This is a genomic window from Lysinibacillus sp. COL-1, from assembly GCF_059814265.1.
The window spans coordinates 662,316-679,886 of sequence record NZ_JCAWSJ010000003.1; the positions used below are offsets into that span (position 1 = coordinate 662,316).

Annotated in this window: 18 protein-coding genes and 1 tRNA gene; 17 read left to right on the forward strand and 2 right to left on the reverse strand. The window is 37.6% G+C overall.

What is annotated here, in order from left to right; translation table 11 throughout:
- Positions 1-132: 132 nt before the first annotated feature.
- The 5 genes from AC6BKE_RS07650 (at position 133) to AC6BKE_RS07670 (ending at position 3,887) form a co-directional block, all read left to right on the forward strand.
- Positions 133-600: an NUDIX hydrolase gene (locus AC6BKE_RS07650; RefSeq protein ID WP_036126724.1), complete on the forward strand. Its 468-nt coding sequence runs from the start codon at positions 133-135 to the stop codon at positions 598-600.
- A gap of 9 nt (positions 601-609) precedes the next feature.
- A complete protein-coding gene (rapZ, locus tag AC6BKE_RS07655; protein WP_058844366.1) occupies positions 610-1,503 on the forward strand; it encodes an RNase adapter RapZ in 894 nt (297 codons plus the stop codon).
- Positions 1,504-1,507: 4 nt separating this feature from the next.
- Positions 1,508-2,503 (forward strand): gluconeogenesis morphogenetic factor MgfK, encoded by a 996-nt coding sequence (gene mgfK / locus AC6BKE_RS07660; RefSeq protein ID WP_499856352.1) that lies wholly within the window; start codon positions 1,508-1,510, stop codon positions 2,501-2,503.
- A 65-nt stretch (positions 2,504-2,568) separates the two neighbouring features.
- A complete protein-coding gene (whiA, locus tag AC6BKE_RS07665; RefSeq protein ID WP_036126718.1) occupies positions 2,569-3,516 on the forward strand; it encodes a DNA-binding protein WhiA in 948 nt (315 codons plus the stop codon).
- Positions 3,517-3,629: 113 nt separating this feature from the next.
- Positions 3,630-3,887: an HPr family phosphocarrier protein gene (locus tag AC6BKE_RS07670; protein WP_036126715.1), complete on the forward strand. Its 258-nt coding sequence runs from the start codon at positions 3,630-3,632 to the stop codon at positions 3,885-3,887.
- A 617-nt stretch (positions 3,888-4,504) separates the two neighbouring features.
- Here the strand turns inward: AC6BKE_RS07670 and clpP are convergent.
- Positions 4,505-5,095, reverse strand: a complete 591-nt coding sequence (gene clpP, locus AC6BKE_RS07675) for an ATP-dependent Clp endopeptidase proteolytic subunit ClpP (protein ID WP_004228025.1) — start codon at positions 5,093-5,095, stop codon at positions 4,505-4,507.
- Between the two features lie 307 nt (positions 5,096-5,402).
- Between clpP and AC6BKE_RS07680 the strand changes: the two genes are divergently transcribed.
- The 4 genes from AC6BKE_RS07680 (at position 5,403) to AC6BKE_RS07695 (ending at position 8,264) form a co-directional block, all read left to right on the forward strand.
- Positions 5,403-5,477: transfer RNA gene (locus AC6BKE_RS07680), tRNA-Arg, on the forward strand.
- Between the two features lie 500 nt (positions 5,478-5,977).
- Entirely contained in the window at positions 5,978-6,766 is a 789-nt protein-coding gene (locus AC6BKE_RS07685) for a basic amino acid ABC transporter substrate-binding protein (protein ID WP_036125699.1), read from the forward strand.
- 68 nt (positions 6,767-6,834) lie between these two features.
- On the forward strand, positions 6,835-7,545 hold the full coding sequence (locus AC6BKE_RS07690) for an amino acid ABC transporter permease (RefSeq protein ID WP_036125696.1): 711 nt from the start codon (positions 6,835-6,837) through the stop codon (positions 7,543-7,545).
- Positions 7,542-8,264, forward strand: coding sequence for an amino acid ABC transporter ATP-binding protein (locus tag AC6BKE_RS07695; protein WP_036125693.1), 723 nt, complete (start codon positions 7,542-7,544; stop codon positions 8,262-8,264). The genes AC6BKE_RS07690 and AC6BKE_RS07695 overlap by 4 nt, the downstream gene beginning before the upstream one ends.
- A gap of 56 nt (positions 8,265-8,320) precedes the next feature.
- Here AC6BKE_RS07695 and AC6BKE_RS07700 read toward each other — a convergent pair whose 3' ends face one another.
- Positions 8,321-8,935 carry a spore coat protein gene (locus AC6BKE_RS07700; RefSeq protein ID WP_036125689.1) on the reverse strand — a complete coding sequence of 205 codons (615 nt, stop codon included), beginning with the start codon at positions 8,933-8,935 and terminating at the stop codon, positions 8,321-8,323.
- A gap of 135 nt (positions 8,936-9,070) precedes the next feature.
- Here AC6BKE_RS07700 and AC6BKE_RS07705 point away from each other — a divergent pair, with 135 nt between their 5' ends.
- The 8 genes from AC6BKE_RS07705 (at position 9,071) to AC6BKE_RS07740 (ending at position 17,544) form a co-directional block, all read left to right on the forward strand.
- Positions 9,071-9,652, forward strand: a complete 582-nt coding sequence (locus AC6BKE_RS07705; RefSeq protein ID WP_036125688.1) for a LemA family protein — start codon at positions 9,071-9,073, stop codon at positions 9,650-9,652.
- Positions 9,652-10,401, forward strand: coding sequence for a TPM domain-containing protein (locus AC6BKE_RS07710; RefSeq protein WP_340835164.1), 750 nt, complete (start codon positions 9,652-9,654; stop codon positions 10,399-10,401). Before AC6BKE_RS07705 ends, AC6BKE_RS07710 begins: the two co-directional genes overlap by 1 nt.
- Before the next feature lie 162 nt (positions 10,402-10,563).
- Positions 10,564-12,837 carry a S9 family peptidase gene (locus AC6BKE_RS07715; RefSeq protein ID WP_499856355.1) on the forward strand — a complete coding sequence of 758 codons (2,274 nt, stop codon included), beginning with the start codon at positions 10,564-10,566 and terminating at the stop codon, positions 12,835-12,837.
- Positions 12,838-13,014: 177 nt separating this feature from the next.
- On the forward strand, positions 13,015-13,248 hold the full coding sequence (locus tag AC6BKE_RS07720; RefSeq protein ID WP_036125682.1) for a glutaredoxin family protein: 234 nt from the start codon (positions 13,015-13,017) through the stop codon (positions 13,246-13,248).
- Between the two features lie 261 nt (positions 13,249-13,509).
- On the forward strand, positions 13,510-13,632 hold the full coding sequence (locus AC6BKE_RS07725; protein WP_255358808.1) for a hypothetical protein: 123 nt from the start codon (positions 13,510-13,512) through the stop codon (positions 13,630-13,632).
- Between the two features lie 175 nt (positions 13,633-13,807).
- A complete protein-coding gene (locus AC6BKE_RS07730; protein WP_141904933.1) occupies positions 13,808-14,860 on the forward strand; it encodes a sugar-binding domain-containing protein in 1,053 nt (350 codons plus the stop codon).
- A 126-nt stretch (positions 14,861-14,986) separates the two neighbouring features.
- The gene (gap, locus tag AC6BKE_RS07735; protein WP_340809430.1) at positions 14,987-16,003 is read left to right on the forward strand and encodes a type I glyceraldehyde-3-phosphate dehydrogenase; all 1,017 of its coding nucleotides are present in this window, start codon (positions 14,987-14,989) and stop codon (positions 16,001-16,003) included.
- Positions 16,004-16,359: 356 nt separating this feature from the next.
- A complete protein-coding gene (locus AC6BKE_RS07740) occupies positions 16,360-17,544 on the forward strand; it encodes a phosphoglycerate kinase (protein ID WP_036124045.1) in 1,185 nt (394 codons plus the stop codon).
- The last annotated feature ends 27 nt before the right edge of the window (positions 17,545-17,571 follow it).

Sequence of the window (17,571 nt, forward strand, 5' to 3'; positions counted from 1 at the left end):
AACATAAAAGCATTACACATGAATAAACCTAAATTGTTAATTGTCTTTACTAGAGAGTTGTAAATGAGGACAAATCTTGCAAGGTCTTGCTATAATGGGGAGTAGAATGCAAAAGTGATTAGAGGTGTGCCTATGCAAAGAATTGCAAATTTAATTGCCGTAAAAGACGGTAAAGTATTATTACTTCAGAAACCAAGACGAGGCTGGTACGTTGCTCCAGGAGGGAAAATGGAGAGCGGTGAATCCATCTTTGAGGCTGCTGTACGTGAGTTTCAAGAAGAAACAAATGTCACACCTTTAAATGTTCATTTAAAGGGTGTTTATACGATGATTATTAAAGAAAATAATGATGTAGTGGATGAGTGGATGCTCTATACATTTGTTGCTAAGGATGTAGAAGGTATACCATTCGAAGAAACGAGAGAAGGCAAGCTTGCATGGCACCCAGTAGAGGATTTAGCACATTTGCCAATGGCTGAAGGAGATCGAACTAATTTACAATTTGCGGTTTCGCAATCAGGCATTCAATATGGCACGTTTGACTATACAACGAATTTTGAATTACTTCATCAAAAAATACAAATATCAAAAGAACAATAAAGGAGTTGCATGACAGTGGTGGTTGAAGGCCAACAATGTACACACGAATTGGTTATTATTACAGGAATGTCTGGGGCTGGGAAGACCGTAGCTATTCAAAGCTTTGAGGATTTAGGGTATTACTGTATTGATAATTTACCACCAGCGTTACTTACAACTTTTTTAACTCTGCTAAGAGATTCTGGTAAAAATAGTACGCGTATTGCAGCCGTAATGGATATGCGTGGTGGCGACTTTTTTGATGCTCTTATTGGCGCGTTAGACCATATACTAAAAGAAGGCGATATTGATACTCGTATGTTATTTTTAGATGCAGACGATGCCACATTAGTTAGACGCTATAAAGAAACAAGACGTGCCCATCCACTAGCAGTCAATGGTTTACCTTTAGATGGCATTAAACAGGAACGGGCACTTTTATCTGAAGTAAAGGGCCGTGCTAATTTTGTGTATAACACATCGAACATGAAACCGAAGCAATTACGTGAAAGAATTGTCAATGAATTCGCTAGTGAGGCAGATACTATTTTTACTGTGAACATTATGTCCTTTGGCTTTAAACATGGGATGCCTATTGATGCAGACTTAGTGTTTGATGTTCGTTTTCTTAAAAACCCTTATTATGTAGAGGAGCTACGTCCCAAAACAGGATTACAAACAGAGGTATCCTCTTATGTTTTAGCTTTGGAAGATACGCAAATACTCATAAAAAAACTAACGGATTTATTAGATTTTATGATTCCTCTTTATCGACAAGAAGGTAAGTCACAGCTTGTCATTGCTTTTGGTTGTACTGGCGGTCAGCATCGCTCAGTGACATTAGCAGAATTTTTTGGGGCATATTTAGCAGGCAAGGAAAATACGGTTATTACGCATCGTGATATTAATCGTAGAAAGGAATGAGTGAATGGGGAAAAAGCAAACAAGGCTTGTCGTAATAGGTGGTGGTACAGGGCTTTCCACATTACTACGCGGGCTGAAGCATCACCCATTTGATATTACTGCCATTGTGACAGTGGCAGATGATGGGGGTTCTTCAGGCCGTTTACGTGATGACTACGATATTCCGCCACCTGGTGATGTACGTAATGTGATTGCGGCATTATCAGATATTGAACCACTTGTAAAGCAAATGTTTCAATATCGCTTTTCAGCATCAGAGGATTTAAAAGGTCACTCCTTAGGAAATTTAATGCTTACGGCACTTACTGATATTACTGGAGATTTTAATCATGCTATAAGTGAAATGGGCAAGGTTTTAAAAGTTCATGGTCGTGTCATACCAGCTGCAAATAAAAAAATAAACTTACATGCTGTGCTAGAGGATGGTTCAATTATTGAAGGAGAATCAAAAATTCCAACAGCATCAAAGCGCATTGATCGTGTTTTTTTAGTACCCGAAAATGTGCAACCGTTACCAGAAGCCATTCGTGCGATTCAGCGTGCAGACTATATTTTAATAGGTCCAGGAAGCTTATATACAAGTATTATTCCAAATCTGCTTGTGAAGGAGATAGGGGAAGCTGTTGTGAAAGCGAAAGGTAGAAAAATATATGTTTGTAATTTAATGACGCAAAAAGGTGAAACGATTTCTTATACAGCAGGTGATCATGTAACAGCCATACATAAGCATGTTGGCGGCGATTTTATTGATTCTATTTTAGTAAACGACGAAGAACTCCCTAATCCTGTAAAAGAACTATATAAAGAAGAAAGAGCAGAGCCAGTGACATTTGATGTGGCAAAGCTTGAAAGTATGGGCTTAGAGGTTATACAACGTGATATTGCTACAATTCGGTCAGATGGGACTGTTCGACATAATGCTATCAATGTTGCAGAATGGCTGGTAGATTATGCTGATATTTACCAGCAAAAAGTAAGAAGACCCATTATAGAAACATAATGGATTGATTGTATATGGTAAGATGAACATATACATAGAAATCATGATTGAAAGGGGGGCATGATATGTCTTTTGCTTCTGAAACAAAAAAGGAATTAACGCAAATAGAAGCGGACAATCATTGTATGAAAGCAGAAGTTTCTGCCCTAATTCGTATGAATGGTTCATTATCCTTTGCAAATAAACAACTAAGTTTAGACGTGCAAACTGAAAACGCTGCAATTGCTAGAAGACTATATACGATTATGAAAAAATTGTATCCGTACAATGTAGAATTGCTTGTTCGTAAGAAGATGCGACTAAAAAAAAATAACGTGTATATTTGCCGTGTAAGAGAAGGTGCGCGCGAGCTGCTAATTGATTTAGAAATCATCTCAGACGACTTTCAATTTAACCATACAATCTCAAGAAAGCTCATCAAAAAGAGTGGTCAAAAAAGAGCTTATTTAAGAGGAGCATTTTTAGCAGGAGGTTCTGTCAACAATCCAGAAACATCAGCCTACCATTTAGAGATTTATTCTTTGTATAAAGAGCATGGTGAGGCATTGATGGATTTGATGAATGAATTTGAACTTAATGCCAAAACAATTGAACGAAAAAAAGGTTTTGTCACCTATTTAAAGGAAGCAGAGAAAATTTCAGATTTCCTTAATATTGTTGGCGCACATCAGGCCATGATGAAGTTTGAGGATGTGCGCATATTGCGAGATATGCGAAATAGCGTCAACCGTATTGTGAACTGTGAAACAGCCAACTTAAACAAAACTATTGGTGCAGCATTACGACAGGTAGAGAATATTCGATTTATTGAAAATTCAATTGGTCTGGATCAGCTACCAGAAAAGCTACGTGAAATAGCACGTCTACGGGTAGAATATCAGGATGTGACATTAAAAGAGCTTGGTGAAATGGTATCAAGTGGAACGGTTAGTAAATCAGGTGTTAACCATCGATTGAGAAAAATTGATGAGATTGCTGATGCATTAAGACGTGGTGAAAAAATAGGTGGTTAAGTTTTCATACTTTTCAGGTATGAATGTCATGCGTAATCGCTTATTGTTCTTTTGCTAGTAAGTGAGGTAAGATAAAACTAATAGATGAACGGTAGTGAAGGGGAGTTTTGAGTATGATTGAGAGAAGAGTCCAGGTCAAATTAAAATTAGGACTACAAGCTAGACAAGCAGCACTATTTGTGCAGGAAGCAAATCGTTTTAGTGCGGATATCTTTCTGGAAAAAGACGAGAAAAAAGTAAATGCCAAATCCATTATGGGTGTCATGAGCTTAGCAGTCGCTAAAGGCACTGAAGTTACTTTAAGTAGTGACGGCAGCGATGCGGAGCAAGCGGTTACAGCATTGGCTACAATTATCGAAAATGAAGACTAACATTCATTGAACACAAAAGGCATCACAGAGCAAATCTGTGATGCCTTCATAGTGTTGAAAAACAAAACCATCCATAGCGTTTTTGTGAAAGGTGAAAATGGATTTCCATTGCAGGCTACTTGCTTTCCTGTGGGCGAGCGCCGAGCAGCTTCCTCCGCTACCGCTCCGTTTAGAGGCTCGCCTGTCTCGCTATCCCACGGGAGTCAAGTAGCCTTCCACCCCAATCCATAAAAATGTTTCTTTTTAGAAAGGTTTTCAAATAAAGTGAAGGTATTCACTACGCTTTATGGAGAAGTGTTGTCATCCATCACTTCTCCGCATTGAAAATAAGAGCCTATCCTCTTTCTAATAATATAAATAAAGGGCTATTTTGTTCAGGAAAAGACACTTTTGCAGAATGGTTGATGGGAGTGGAGCCAGCGTCACTCCTAGGGGATTAGCGTCCTAGAGGAGCCCCTGGAGCGAATGCAGTGAGTGAAGCGCGCCCCCTGGAAAGGACGCTGGCGGAACGGAAATCAACCCCTCGCCTTTCAAAATGGCTGTTTCTGCCGTTGACATCACCTTTTCTCAACAACACGAAAGGCATCACAAAGCGAGTCTGTGATGCCTTCTCATTTTTATTTATTATCGCTACGGTGCATAATGTGATCGATTAAACCATATTCTTTAGCACGTTCAGCAGTCATGAAATTATCACGATCTGTGTCTCTAGCAATGACTTCAAGTGGTTGGCCTGTGCGTTCAGATAAAATGCCATTTAATTTTTCACGTAAGAATAAAATACGTTTAGCAGCAATTTCAATTTCTGTCGCTTGACCTTGTGCGCCACCTAGTGGTTGGTGAATCATTACTTCTGCATTTGGTAATGCAAAACGTTTACCAGGCTCACCAGCAGCTAGTAAGAAAGCACCCATTGATGCAGCCATACCAATACAAATTGTTTGAACTTGTGGTTTAATGATTTGCATTGTGTCATAAATAGCCATACCAGCCGTAATTGATCCACCTGGTGAATTAATGTAAAGAGAGATATCTTTATCTGGATCTTCCGCTTGTAGGAAAAGAAGTTGTGCAACAATGGAGTTAGCCACATTGTCATCAATAGCGCTTCCTAAAAGAATAATACGGTCTTTAAGTAGACGTGAATAAATGTCATATGCACGTTCACCGCGACTTGTTTGTTCAATAACTGTAGGAATTAAATTCATGTTAAATCCTCCTTAAAAAACTAAATTCGAATACCTTTGCTGAAAATTTCCATTGTTATTTCAGCTGTATCCTTATCATACACATTATAGTCAGGGAAGGTCAAATATTAACCCTGCTAAAGTGAAATAAAAAAAATAAAATGTTTTTGCATTCTATGGTTGAATTATATGTGATAGGCTTGTATAATAATTGAGGTTATAAGTTTAAAGTACAGTACACTATTTTGCAGGTATGCTTCAAAAAATGAGGGTTATCTACATCATGCTTTTCGTAAGCCTAGAGTGAGTACTTTTTTTTTGTGCCTTTGCCCTCGTGGTGTAATGGATAACACGTAAGATTCCGGTTCTTGCACTGGGGGTTCGATTCCCTCCGAGGGCGCCATTTTACTGAATATAGATAGACTTGTTATAGCTCATCTCCTAATAAGTAGTTTAGCAGCCTGCTTAGCGGAGATCGAGAGGGAGATATAGGTGCAATACTGTCCTAGTTGGCATTATTCCCCTATTTATTCCTTTCAAACCTTCAAAAAAGCAATAACTCCAAATTATTTTTTAGTGGACATACTGTACGTGAAGACTAGAAATAGTCGAAAAAAAGAATCCTATCTGAGGGGATTCTTTTTTTTTGCCTAAATTTATCGAAATTTGGTGTGGATTGTAGTGTATATATATTAATTTTAGATTAGATTTCTTGTTATTTATACATGTTTCTTCTAATTATATAAGTTTATTATAAATTAATATGAAAAAATATTTAGTTTTATGCGAAAAGTTGTTGTCTAAATACTATAATATTAATATAATTGACCTAATAGTCTAACATTTCCGAATTGTGAAAAATAATACGCATTTCGGAAAATTATCGAAATAGGGGGAAATACAATGAAGAAAACAGGTTGGATGCTACTGATGATGGTTGCAGCATTAACATTAGCACTTGCAGGATGTGGTACAAAGGATGGTGCATCTTCAGGAAGCTCATCTTCAGAAGATGGTAAGAAAATATATAAAGTTGGTACAGAGGCAACTTTCGCACCATTTGAATCTGTTGACGATTCAGGGAAAATTGTGGGGATTGATGTCGATGTTTTAAAAGCTATTGCTGATGAAATGGACTTTGAAGTTGACTGGAATAACATTGGTTGGGAGCCAGTTTTCCAAACAATTAAAAACGGTGAAACAGATATTGGTGCTTCAGGAATCACAATTACTGAAGAGCGTAAAGAATCATTTGATTTTACAGAGCCTTATTATGAGTCTCAATTATTGATTGTTGTAAAAGAAGATTCAAAAATTAAATCTCTAGCTGAACTAAAAGATAAAAAGGTATCAGTACAAATTAATGCTACAGGTCATATGGCGGCGAAAAAGCTACAAGGGGAAGCAAGTACAAATATTATGGCGTTTGAAAGTCAACCAATCGCAATTCAAGAGATGTTAAACGGTAACGTTGATGCAGCTATTGGAGACAATGCGGTAGTTTACGAATACATTAAAGCGCATCCAGATCAAAAACTAAAAGTAATCGAAGATGATGCATTTGAAAAAGAATATTATGGCTTTATGGTTCAAAAAGGAAACAAAGAGCTATTAGATAAATTAAATGAAGGTCTTAAAAAGATTAAAGAAAACGGTAAATTAAAAGAAATTACAGGTTCTGATTTCAAGTAATAAATGAATGATGACGCCCCTAGTATGCTAGCGGCTCATTCACTTTAAAGGGGAAATGGGGTTTTCGGATGGACATCTTTGACTTACGCTGGGACATTGTCTGGAACTACCGAGATATGTTTATACGGGGTATTGGCGTAACAATTATTTTGACACTTAGTGGTTATTTTGGAGGTATTCTATTAGGACTATTTTTAGGCCTAGGAAAATTATCGAGTAAAAAATGGATTTATTGGCCATCAAAATTATATATCGATTTATTCCGTGGAACACCAATGCTTGTGCAAATTTTATTAATTCACTTAGCAGTTATTCCAACAATTTTTGGTCATTCTTTAGGATATATGGTGTCAGGGATTACAGCGCTCGTATTAAACTGTGCTGCTTACAATGCGGAAATTTTCCGTGCAGGTATTCAAAGTATTGCAAAGGGGCAAATGGAGGCAGCTCGTTCTTTAGGGTTAACACATAACCAAGCGATGCGTAAGGTCATTTTACCACAGGCATTTAGACGTATGATTCCACCATTAGGGAACGAATTTATCGCATTATTAAAAGATTCTTCATTAGTAACAGTTATTGCAGCACCAGATATTTTATACGCAAGTAAGGTAGTAGCAGGTGCAAGCTTCCGCTTCTGGGAACCGTACATCGTTGCTGCACTACTCTATTTAGTTTTAACATATGGTGTAACGAAGATCGTGGCATTTATCGAGAAACGATTTAGCAATAGTTATGTCCCTCGTAAAGCTAAGGCAGAAGGGCGGGAAGCAAGATGATAAAAATTGAAAACCTACACAAATATTTCGGAAAGCTTGAAGTATTAAAAGGCATTGATTATGAAATCCAAGAGAAACAAGTTGTTTGTGTGATTGGACCATCTGGCTCAGGCAAAAGTACATTTTTACGATGCATCAATATGCTAGAAGATGTAACAGATGGTGCTATTTATATTGAAAATGTGAAAATTAATGCGCCAAAAACGAATATCAACGAGATTCGGGCAGAAGTTGGCATGGTGTTTCAACAATTTAATCTATTCCCGCATATGACAGTTATCGATAATGTCACGATGGCCCCTATGCAAATTCGTAAAATGAGTCGTCCAGAAGCTGAAGAATTAGGGCATGAGCTGTTAAAAAAGGTTGGACTCGACAGCAAGGCATATAACTATCCTGAGCAGCTATCGGGTGGTCAACAGCAGCGTGTAGCCATTGCACGTGCCTTAGCCATGAAGCCAAAAGCCATTTTATTTGATGAGCCCACTTCAGCACTTGATCCTGAAATGGTCAAAGAGGTGCTAGATGTTATGAAAAATCTAGCAGCTGAAGGGATGACCATGGTTGTTGTTACGCACGAAATGGGCTTTGCTCGTGAAGTAGGGGATCGAGTAGTCTTTATGGACGGTGGCTATATTGTAGAAGAAGGCTCTCCAGAGGAACTCTTTGGCAATCCACAAAGTGACCGTACAAAGGCGTTTTTAGGGAAGGTATTATAATCTTAATGAATAAAGAGCAGTTTCTGGTGTTTACCACCAGAGACTGCTCTTTCGTGTTAATGAAGGGGATTAGTTGTTGTGTCATATGCATTCAGCATCGTTTGCATATCCTGTTGTGAGTATTGAGGTACCTGATAATAGCCATGTTTATTTTGATAGATGGATAATTCGTAGCCCATTTCAATGCAGTTAGGAATACTATCAGCAACAACGCGACGAACAACTGGGTTTGTTGTCTCTAAAGCAGCCGTTGTCATACATTTTGCTGAACCTTTTTGAGCACCAAGTAAGAACCCTGAAATAGTTTCATCATTAATTTCATTGGCATTTTGCATTGGCTTTTTTGGTTGACCAGGATTTACGCCATATTTAAAGTCATTTCCTGTCTCCATTTGGTAACGTCCTGTTGGAACAGATGGATCATGTCCTGTTTTGAAGGACTCTACAATTGTATTGTACATACCTAAAGTAAAATTATACTGGCGATCCAAAATATTCAATAATTCGGGATCTTGTACATGTGGGCGTAAAATTATGGCTTGGTTCATACCTGCGATAATTTCGCCAATTGTTTCATGCATGTCCATCATTTCATGGCCACCATGATTTAGACTATGTTGTTGATTGAAATTGGTTTGATTTGATGATTCATTGTAAAACGATTGTGACAAAAAAAACGCCTCCTCAATGATTTTTTGATGCAGTAATTAGTATGTCAAGTCAAATGAAATTCATACGGTATAAATGTAAAGACAAAAATGTAGACTATTGAAGAAAGGAAAAGTAGGTCGAGGAGGTTCTATAAATTGAAAAAGTTGCTTGGACCAATTGGGATAATTGTTCTTATTCTTGTTCTATTCGCCTTATTATTCATTCCTAAATATAATAGCCTGGTGACTGCAGAGGAAAATGTAGATTCGAAATGGGCACAAGTGGAAAATCAGCTCCAACGTCGTTATGATTTGATTCCAAATTTAGTCGAATCAGTGAAAGGCTATGCGAACCATGAGCAAGAGGTGATTGCAAGTATTACACAAGCACGTGCACAAATGGGTAGTGCAAACACTCCAGAGGAGCAAGCTGCTGCAAATGATGCTTTAACTGGAGCACTTAGTCGTTTACTTGTAGTTGTTGAAAATTATCCAAACTTAAAGGCAGATACAAACTTTCGTCAGTTAATGGATGAGCTAGCAGGCACTGAAAATCGCCTGGCGGTAGCACGTGAGGATTACAATAATGAAGTTCAGCAATTTAATAAGCAAGTTAAACGTTTCCCAGGTAATTTGATGGCAGGAATGTTTGGCTTTGAACAAAAAGAATACTTTAAAGCCGCAGCAGGAGCTGACAAAGCACCATCAATCGATTTTAGTCAATCAGGTACACACTAATGAAGCGTAGCCTTGTACAGATAATCATCGTTTGTTCGGTGTTTCTTTTATTTACGAACATGGCAAAGGCAACTATGCCGTCACCGATGAAAAATACGTATATACATGATTTTGCCAATGTATTATCTGCAAGTATCAAAGAACAATTAAATCATTACTCCGCGCAATTGGATCAAGGCACAGGCGCTGAAATCATGATTGTAACCATTGATAGTCTAGATGGACAGGAGCCAAAGATGTATGCTACAAAAATGATTCGTTCTTGGGGAATAGGTGACGAACAGAAAAATAACGGTGTTTTAATTTTAGCTACATTTGGACAGGGTGAAGGGAATAATGACGTAGTAATAGCTGTTGGTCAAGGATTAGAGGGGCCATTACCAGATGGAAAATTAGGACGTATTTTAGATGAGGCATTTTATCCTTCTGCAAGTACGGGTGACATAGATCAAGCCTTCCAATCGACATATGCTGAAATATTTCGCACTGTTGCCAAGGAGTATAATTGGAATGGTGAATTACCAGCGGCAGCAGACGAAGGTGAAGACATGCCAACTTGGTTAATTATATTGATCGTTCTCGTTGTTCTTATTATTTATACGTTCTTTTCGAAAGGTGGTGGAGGTCCTCGTGCTGGAGGCTATGGTGGTTATCCAGGTGGCTTTGGTGGAGGGCGTTCAGGCGGAGGCGGCTTTGGAGGATTCGGTGGAGGATCTTCCGCAGGCGGAGGAGCGAGCAGAAAATTTTAATCGTAATACCTAGCGAACTAATTGTTTAGTTCGCTTTCATTATGAGTGAAGAAAAAGTAATGATCATAAAAAATATCAAACATTGACAATAATACAAAAATTGGTATAATTTGAATATATCGACTTTCGATATAACGTAAACTGATATAGGGAGGAATCATTTTGAAAAAAAGATTTTTATCTGCATCATTAGCGATCATTTTAACAACATCTGTAGCTATTCCTGCAACCATGCAAGAAGTACGTGCTGCCAATGAAACAAATAGCTTTGTAATAGCGCAGGAGCAGCGCATTTCAGTGCAGGAATTTTTGAATTTAGCTGTAACAGCATTAACTTTCCAACACGGATCAGATTCAATGCGGCAACAAATTATTGATACATGGGTAAAGGCTGAGGAGTTCGCGGATTTAAATTTATCGATTAAACGTGATGAAGCCGCTCGTATTTTAGTAAGAGCTTTAAATAAAGAAGAAAAAGAAGCATCGCTTGCTGAGTATTTAGAGAAAGCCAATAAGCTTGGTATATTTAAAAATGTGTCAGTAAGCACGGATGCTATTGCTAAACAAGATGCAGTTAAAATGTTAAACAATGCAAAACAAATTAAAAATGGTTCTAATAATAAAGGTGTAAAGGAAATTTCTGTAGAAGATTTCATGAAGAATCCTGGGAATTTCGGCTATGAACTTTCACCTGATGGTAATTACATCACATTTGCCTCTGCATGGAAGAACAGATCCAATGTTTTCGTAAAAAAAATGAATGATGATAGTGAGCCTGTTCGCGTCTCGAACTCTAAAGATCGTGATATTGCAGGATTTTTCTGGAAGGAAGATAGTTTATTATATTTAAAGGATAAAGGTGGAGATGAAAACTTCCATATTTATTCTACTACATTTAATGGATCAAAGGAAAAAGATTTAACGCCATATCCAAATGTAACAGTAGGAATATTAAGTGGCCTACAAGGTGTTAAAGATGAAATTCTTATAATGATGAATAAAGAGGATGCCACTGTCTTTGATGTGTACAAGCTGAATGTTAAGACAGGTAAAACAAAGCATGTTGCTAAAAATCCAGGTAATATTACAAACTGGTTAGCAGATCGGAATGGAAATGTACGTGTTGCCGTAGCAACAGATGGTGTGGCAGGAACAATCCTTTATCGAGATTCAGAAAAGGATGAATTTAAACCGTTTATTGAAGTGGAAGCAGGGGATGAAGTAGTGCCACTAGCTTTCTCTAAAGACAATCAAACAATTTATGCAACTTCCAACAAAGGTAGAGATAAAGTAGAAGTTGTAAAATATGATTTAGAAGGCAATGAAAAAGTTATAATGTCCAATGATGAAGTAGATGTTTCGGGTGTTTTATATAGCGCTGAACAAGATAAATTATTATATGGTGCTTATGTTACTGATAAGCTGCATTATCAATTCTTTGATAAAAAGTTTGAAAAGCTGTTCCGTAAAATACAAAATAAGCTTGGGGTGCATGAAAGTGAATTAGGTATCAATGATTACAATAAAGAGATGACAAAATTTATTGTGAGCGTTTCAAGTGATACCGTGTATGGAAAATATTATTACTATGATTCCATAACAGGTGACTTAACAGAGTTGGCTACTTTAAGCCCTTGGTTAAAACCAGAAGGACTTGCTGAAATGCATCCAATTTCTTATAAGAGTCGAGACGGTTTGACAATTAACGGCTATTTAACTTTACCGAAAAATCAAGAAGCTAAAGATCTTCCTCTTATCGTCAATCCACATGGAGGACCTTGGGCACGCGATATGTGGGGCTTCAATCCAGAAGTACAATTATTAGCTAATCGAGGCTATGCCGTACTGCAAGTGAATTTCCGTTCGTCAACTGGCTATGGGAAGGAATTCCTTCAAGCTGGTAATAAGCAATGGGGACTTAAAATTCAGGACGATATTACAGATGGTGTGCAATGGGCGATTGATCAAGGTATTGCAGACCCTGAGCGTATCGGCATTTATGGTGCATCCTTTGGTGGTTATGCAACATTAGCTGGTATTACGTATACACCTGATTTATATGCTGCAGCAGTTGATTATGTAGGAGTATCTAATATTTTCACTTTATTAAATACCATTCCTCCATACTGGGAAACGATGCGTAACTTGTTTTATGAACGCGTAGGTCATCCAGAAAAGGACAAAGACTTATTAACAGCTGTTTCACCTATTTTCCACGCAGATAAAATCAAAACACCATTATTTGTCGCTCAAGGTGCAAATGATCCACGTGTTAATAAGGCAGAATCCGATCAAATTGTGGAAGCCTTACGTGCTAGAGGTGTGGATGTTGAGTACATGCTAAAGGATAACGAAGGACATGGCTTCGCTAATGAAGAAAACAGAATTGAATTCTACAATGCCATGGTGAAATTCTTCGACAGTCATTTAAAATAATTATAACCGAAAGGCATTGATGTGCGGCTTCCGCACAGTCAATGCCTTTTTTATTACAATAGTCCATTATATGGATGCGAAAAGGGAAGCTAAGACAGTTCAATCAAAAGTTATCAAAGAATAGAAAACATTCCTTCATCACACTTTCGTTTATAATAAGATGAGGAGGTGCTATCGATGATTGTTAAATTTTTTAGTCGAGCAAATTGCCCATTATGTGTGGAAGGCTTGCAGACATTAAAGCTTGTACAGGAGGATCTACCATTCGATATTGATATCGTTGATATCGAACAGGATGATGACATACATGAAAAATATATGCTAATGATTCCGGTAGTCGAAAAGGATGGTGCTGTGATTCAGTATGGCAATCTAGATTATGCTACATTGCTGGAGCAATTAAGTAGTTGATGCACCAGACTAATAAAGAATTAATAACGGTATAAATGACACTATTGTTAGCTGTATTCCACACAATTCACAAATTGTTCAATGAAAGCGTTTTGAATTTGAACAGTTTGTGAAGACCTTCACATTTGACTTCCTTTTCATAAAAAACGGAGTAGAATAGGTATCAAGTAAGAAGTTGTTATAAAACAGATTATCAGATGTATCACAGAGTTTCGTGATTGTTATATTACAAAAATAAATGATGTGAAGGGAGATTTTACAATGTGGGTTATTACAGTATTTGAGAAAAAGGATGTTCGTATTTTTGAATTTACAAATAAAAGTGAAGCAACAAAAGCTTTAGAAGGATTTAAGAAGAACGCAATTTTATCTTTCACAAAATAAACGCAACAAAGTCTCGTAGCTGTTTTCAAAGCTATGAGGCTTTTTTTTTAGCCAAAACTATACATTTACTTGCGCTTTAAAACAATGCATATTATAATAAAACCATAAGTGGGACACAAAATTATATTGCGGGATAAAAAATAACCCACACCTATTAATAAGGGAGTAGATAAATATGTTCACTGTTCCAGAGGCACAACAAAGGCTACTTCCTGAATTGTATCCGCTTCTGCAATCAAGATATCGAATTTTACAAGCTGTTCAGCTCATGCAGCCAATCGGACGACGTACACTTGCCGATTCACTGAAAATGACAGAAAGAGAAATTCGTAAAGAAACTGATATTTTACGCGAGCAAGGGTTATTAGATTCACAAAAGTCGGGTATGGTATGTACAGATGATGGTGAAATAGTTATTGAAAAACTAAGGGCTATCGTTTACGAATGGTCTGGCTTAACTCAGCTTGCGAAAAAGCTGGAACAGCATTTTGGTATTGAGCGTGTAGTTGTAGTTCCTGGTGATTACAATGAAGACGATACGATTTTAACCTTACTTGGCAAAGAAGCGGCACTACAATTTATGTCTTCAGCCTTTGATGGGCAGGTAGTAGCTGTCACAGGTGGAAAATCCGTTGCGTCTCTTGCACAATTTTTACATCCTGGCGATGTACAAAAGGATATTACATTTGTTGCTGCACGTGGAGGTATTGGACATGAAATGCAAATGCAAGCCAATACACTTGTTGCAACATTTGCCATGCAGATGGAGACACAGTACCGTACTTTATTTTTACCAGAGCATTTAAGTGAGCAAGCTTATCAAGCCATGTTAACAGAGCCTATGGTCACAGAAATGATGGCATTTTATGATCAAGCAGATTGTGTCATTCATGGAATTGGCTCCGCAGAGGAAATGGCGATTCGTCGTAATTCATCTCCTGAGGATTTACGAATTCTTGAGGAGAAGGGTGCTGTAAGTGAAGCTTTTGGCTATTATTTTAATGCAGAAGGTGAAATTGTCCATCGTATACGCACGATTGGTATTCAACTGGAGCAAGTACAAAATAGTCAGCAAGTTATTGCAGTGGCAGCGGGGAAACAAAAGGTCAATGCTATGCTTTCTTATTTTAAAGTAGCACCCAAACAAACAATATTTATAACAGATGAAGCAGCTGCAAAAGCCATTGCGGCGAATTTATCTTCTATAGAAAACAACCATCTAAAATGATGGGCTAGTACCAAACTTGTCACTCGATCTCAGAAAGTGGTGAAACACTTTTTGAATGAGCATAAAGCAAATTTAAAGTTTCTATTCATTAGAAACAGACATTACACATTATTGGAGGAATTAACAATGGCATTAAAATTAGCGATTAATGGATTTGGACGTATTGGACGTTTAGTATTTCGTGAGGCAATGAAGCATGATGAATTTGAAGTAGTAGCTGTAAACGACTTAACAGATGCTGGTCAGCTTGCACACTTATTGAAATATGATTCAGTCCACGGTATCTATGATGCTGAAGTCAATGCAGATGAAGATTCTTTCGTAGTAAATGGTCAACGCGTAAAAGTTTATGCTGAAAAAGACCCTGCACAATTACCATGGGGTGAGTTAGGTGTAGACGTAGTTCTTGAATGTACTGGACATTTCCGTTCAATGGAAGAAGTAGGCAAGCATATTGAAGCAGGTGCGAAGAAAGCTATTCTATCTGCACCAGCAAAAGGGGCAATGCCAACATTTGTTATGGGTGTAAACCACGAGGATTATAACCCAGCAACTGATGACGTAATCTCAAATGCTTCTTGTACAACAAACTGTCTAGCACCAGTAGCTAAAGTGCTTGATGAAAAATTTGGCATTGAACGCGGTATGATGACAACAATTCACTCTTACACAAATGACCAACGAATTTTAGATTTCCCACACTCTGACCCACGTCGTGCTCGTGCAGGTGCGGTATCTATGATTCCAACAACAACTGGTGCAGCAGTAGCTGTATCAAAAGTATTACCACAATTAAAAGGTAAGCTAGATGGCTTCTCTATGCGTGTGCCAACACCTAACGTATCATGTGTTGACTTAGTAGTAGAGCTAAAAGCAGACGTAACAAAAGAAACAATTAATGCTGTATTAAAAGAAGCTTCTGAAAATGAATTAAAAGGCATTTTAGATTACAATGAGCTACCATTAGTATCGATTGATTATAACGGTAACCATCATTCTTCTACTGTTGATGGCCTTTCAACAATGGTATTAGAAAACAAAATGGTGAAAGTTTTAGCTTGGTATGATAACGAAATTGGTTACTCTACTCGTTTAATGGATTTAGCTTTATACATTGCTGAACAAGGATTAAACCATAAATAAGTATCATATTTCGACATTTTGAGTAAAAAGTGTGGCATATTACTGCTTTTTATGCACAAAAAGTATAGCCTTTATAATATCGAATAGATATAATATACAAGGGTAAAGAGAGTAAGGGATTTTACCCTTGCTCTCTTTTTATACAGGACAAGCAATTGCAAGACATAACACTTAACTTTTGCTACTATAAAAACAAGTATTAGGGTGCATTATCAAAAGTTGGAGATTGAAATTCTTTTAGCTGATGTGCCAAAAAAGTACCAAAGTGCCTTTTCAATTTAGCAAGCATGGTGTCGCGCCAAGATGGGTAAAACACAAGAATGTAAGACTAAAACAGCTTTGAAGGGAGTTTCTTCATGTTAAATAAGAAGACGATGAAAGATATTGATGTAAAGGGTAAACGCGTATTTGTACGTGTAGATTTTAATGTTCCAATGGCAGATGGTGCCATTACAGACGAAACGCGAATTCGTGCAGCTATTCCTACAATTGAGTATTTAGTAGAGCAAGGTGCGAAAGTTATTTTAGCCTCTCACTTAGGTCGTCCAAAGGGTGAAGTAAAAGAAGATATGCGTTTAACAGCAGTTGGTGTTCGCTTAGCACAATTAATGGGCAAGCCTGTTACGAAGCTGGATGAATCTATTGGTCAAGTGGTGGAAGAGGCTGTTGCTAGCATGCATGATGGGGATCTTCTTCTTCTGGAAAATGTGCGTTTCCATGCAGGTGAAGAGAAAAATGATCCAACATTAGCACAGCAATTTGCACAGCTAGCTGATATCTATGTCAATGATGCTTTCGGCGCAGCTCATCGTGCACATGCTTCTACAGAAGGAATTGCTAAGCATATTCCAGCTGTATCTGGTTTCCTTATGCAAAAGGAATTAGATGTACTCGGTAAAGCATTGTCGAACCCAGAGCATCCCTTTACAGCGATTATTGGTGGTGCCAAAGTAAAAGATAAAATTGGTGTTATTGAAAGCCTATTAGAGAAAGTAGATCACTTAATTATCGGTGGTGGTTTATCCTTTACATTCATTAAGGCGCAGGGCTACGATATCGGTAAATCATTGTTAGAAGAAGATAAAATTGAGCTAGCAAAGTCCTTTATTGAAAAGGCAAAAGCAAAAGGCGTGCAATTACATATGCCAGTCGATGCTGTTGTGGCAAATGAATTTTCACAAGATGCTGAAACACAAATCGTTGATGTGGATGCTATTCCAGCTGATTGGATGGGTCTAGATATTGGACCAAAAACAGCTGCAAACTATGCGGAAGTTATTAAAAACTCTAAATTAATCATTTGGAATGGACCAATGGGCGTCTTTGAAATGGATAAATTTGCTAACGGCACAAAAACAGTTGCTGATGCAATGGCAACAACAGCAGGCTATACAGTAATCGGTGGCGGTGATTCAGCAGCTGCTGTTGAAAAATTTGAAGTAGCAGATAAGATGGATCATATTTCTACAGGTGGCGGTGCTTCTCTAGAATTAATGGAAGGTAAAGAACTTCCAGGAATTGTAGCACTAAACGATAAATAAACTAACTAAACAATCGGAGGCAACATG

What these genes read in the sequence shown, in the direction of transcription:
- AC6BKE_RS07650 (WP_036126724.1), top strand. Translation starts at nt 133, where the DNA reads ATGCAAAGAATTGCAAATTTAATTGCCGTAAAAGACGGTAAAGTATTA.
- rapZ (WP_058844366.1), top strand. Translation starts at nt 610, where the DNA reads ATGACAGTGGTGGTTGAAGGCCAACAATGTACACACGAATTGGTTATT.
- mgfK (WP_499856352.1), top strand. Translation starts at nt 1,508, where the DNA reads ATGGGGAAAAAGCAAACAAGGCTTGTCGTAATAGGTGGTGGTACAGGG.
- whiA (WP_036126718.1), top strand. Translation starts at nt 2,569, where the DNA reads ATGTCTTTTGCTTCTGAAACAAAAAAGGAATTAACGCAAATAGAAGCG.
- AC6BKE_RS07670 (WP_036126715.1), top strand. Translation starts at nt 3,630, where the DNA reads ATGATTGAGAGAAGAGTCCAGGTCAAATTAAAATTAGGACTACAAGCT.
- clpP (WP_004228025.1), bottom strand. Translation starts at nt 5,095, where the DNA reads ATGAATTTAATTCCTACAGTTATTGAACAAACAAGTCGCGGTGAACGT.
- AC6BKE_RS07685 (WP_036125699.1), top strand. Translation starts at nt 5,978, where the DNA reads ATGAAGAAAACAGGTTGGATGCTACTGATGATGGTTGCAGCATTAACA.
- AC6BKE_RS07690 (WP_036125696.1), top strand. Translation starts at nt 6,835, where the DNA reads ATGGACATCTTTGACTTACGCTGGGACATTGTCTGGAACTACCGAGAT.
- AC6BKE_RS07695 (WP_036125693.1), top strand. Translation starts at nt 7,542, where the DNA reads ATGATAAAAATTGAAAACCTACACAAATATTTCGGAAAGCTTGAAGTA.
- AC6BKE_RS07710 (WP_340835164.1), top strand. Translation starts at nt 9,652, where the DNA reads ATGAAGCGTAGCCTTGTACAGATAATCATCGTTTGTTCGGTGTTTCTT.
- AC6BKE_RS07720 (WP_036125682.1), top strand. Translation starts at nt 13,015, where the DNA reads ATGATTGTTAAATTTTTTAGTCGAGCAAATTGCCCATTATGTGTGGAA.
- AC6BKE_RS07725 (WP_255358808.1), top strand. Translation starts at nt 13,510, where the DNA reads ATGTGGGTTATTACAGTATTTGAGAAAAAGGATGTTCGTATTTTTGAA.
- AC6BKE_RS07730 (WP_141904933.1), top strand. Translation starts at nt 13,808, where the DNA reads ATGTTCACTGTTCCAGAGGCACAACAAAGGCTACTTCCTGAATTGTAT.
- gap (WP_340809430.1), top strand. Translation starts at nt 14,987, where the DNA reads ATGGCATTAAAATTAGCGATTAATGGATTTGGACGTATTGGACGTTTA.
- AC6BKE_RS07740 (WP_036124045.1), top strand. Translation starts at nt 16,360, where the DNA reads ATGTTAAATAAGAAGACGATGAAAGATATTGATGTAAAGGGTAAACGC.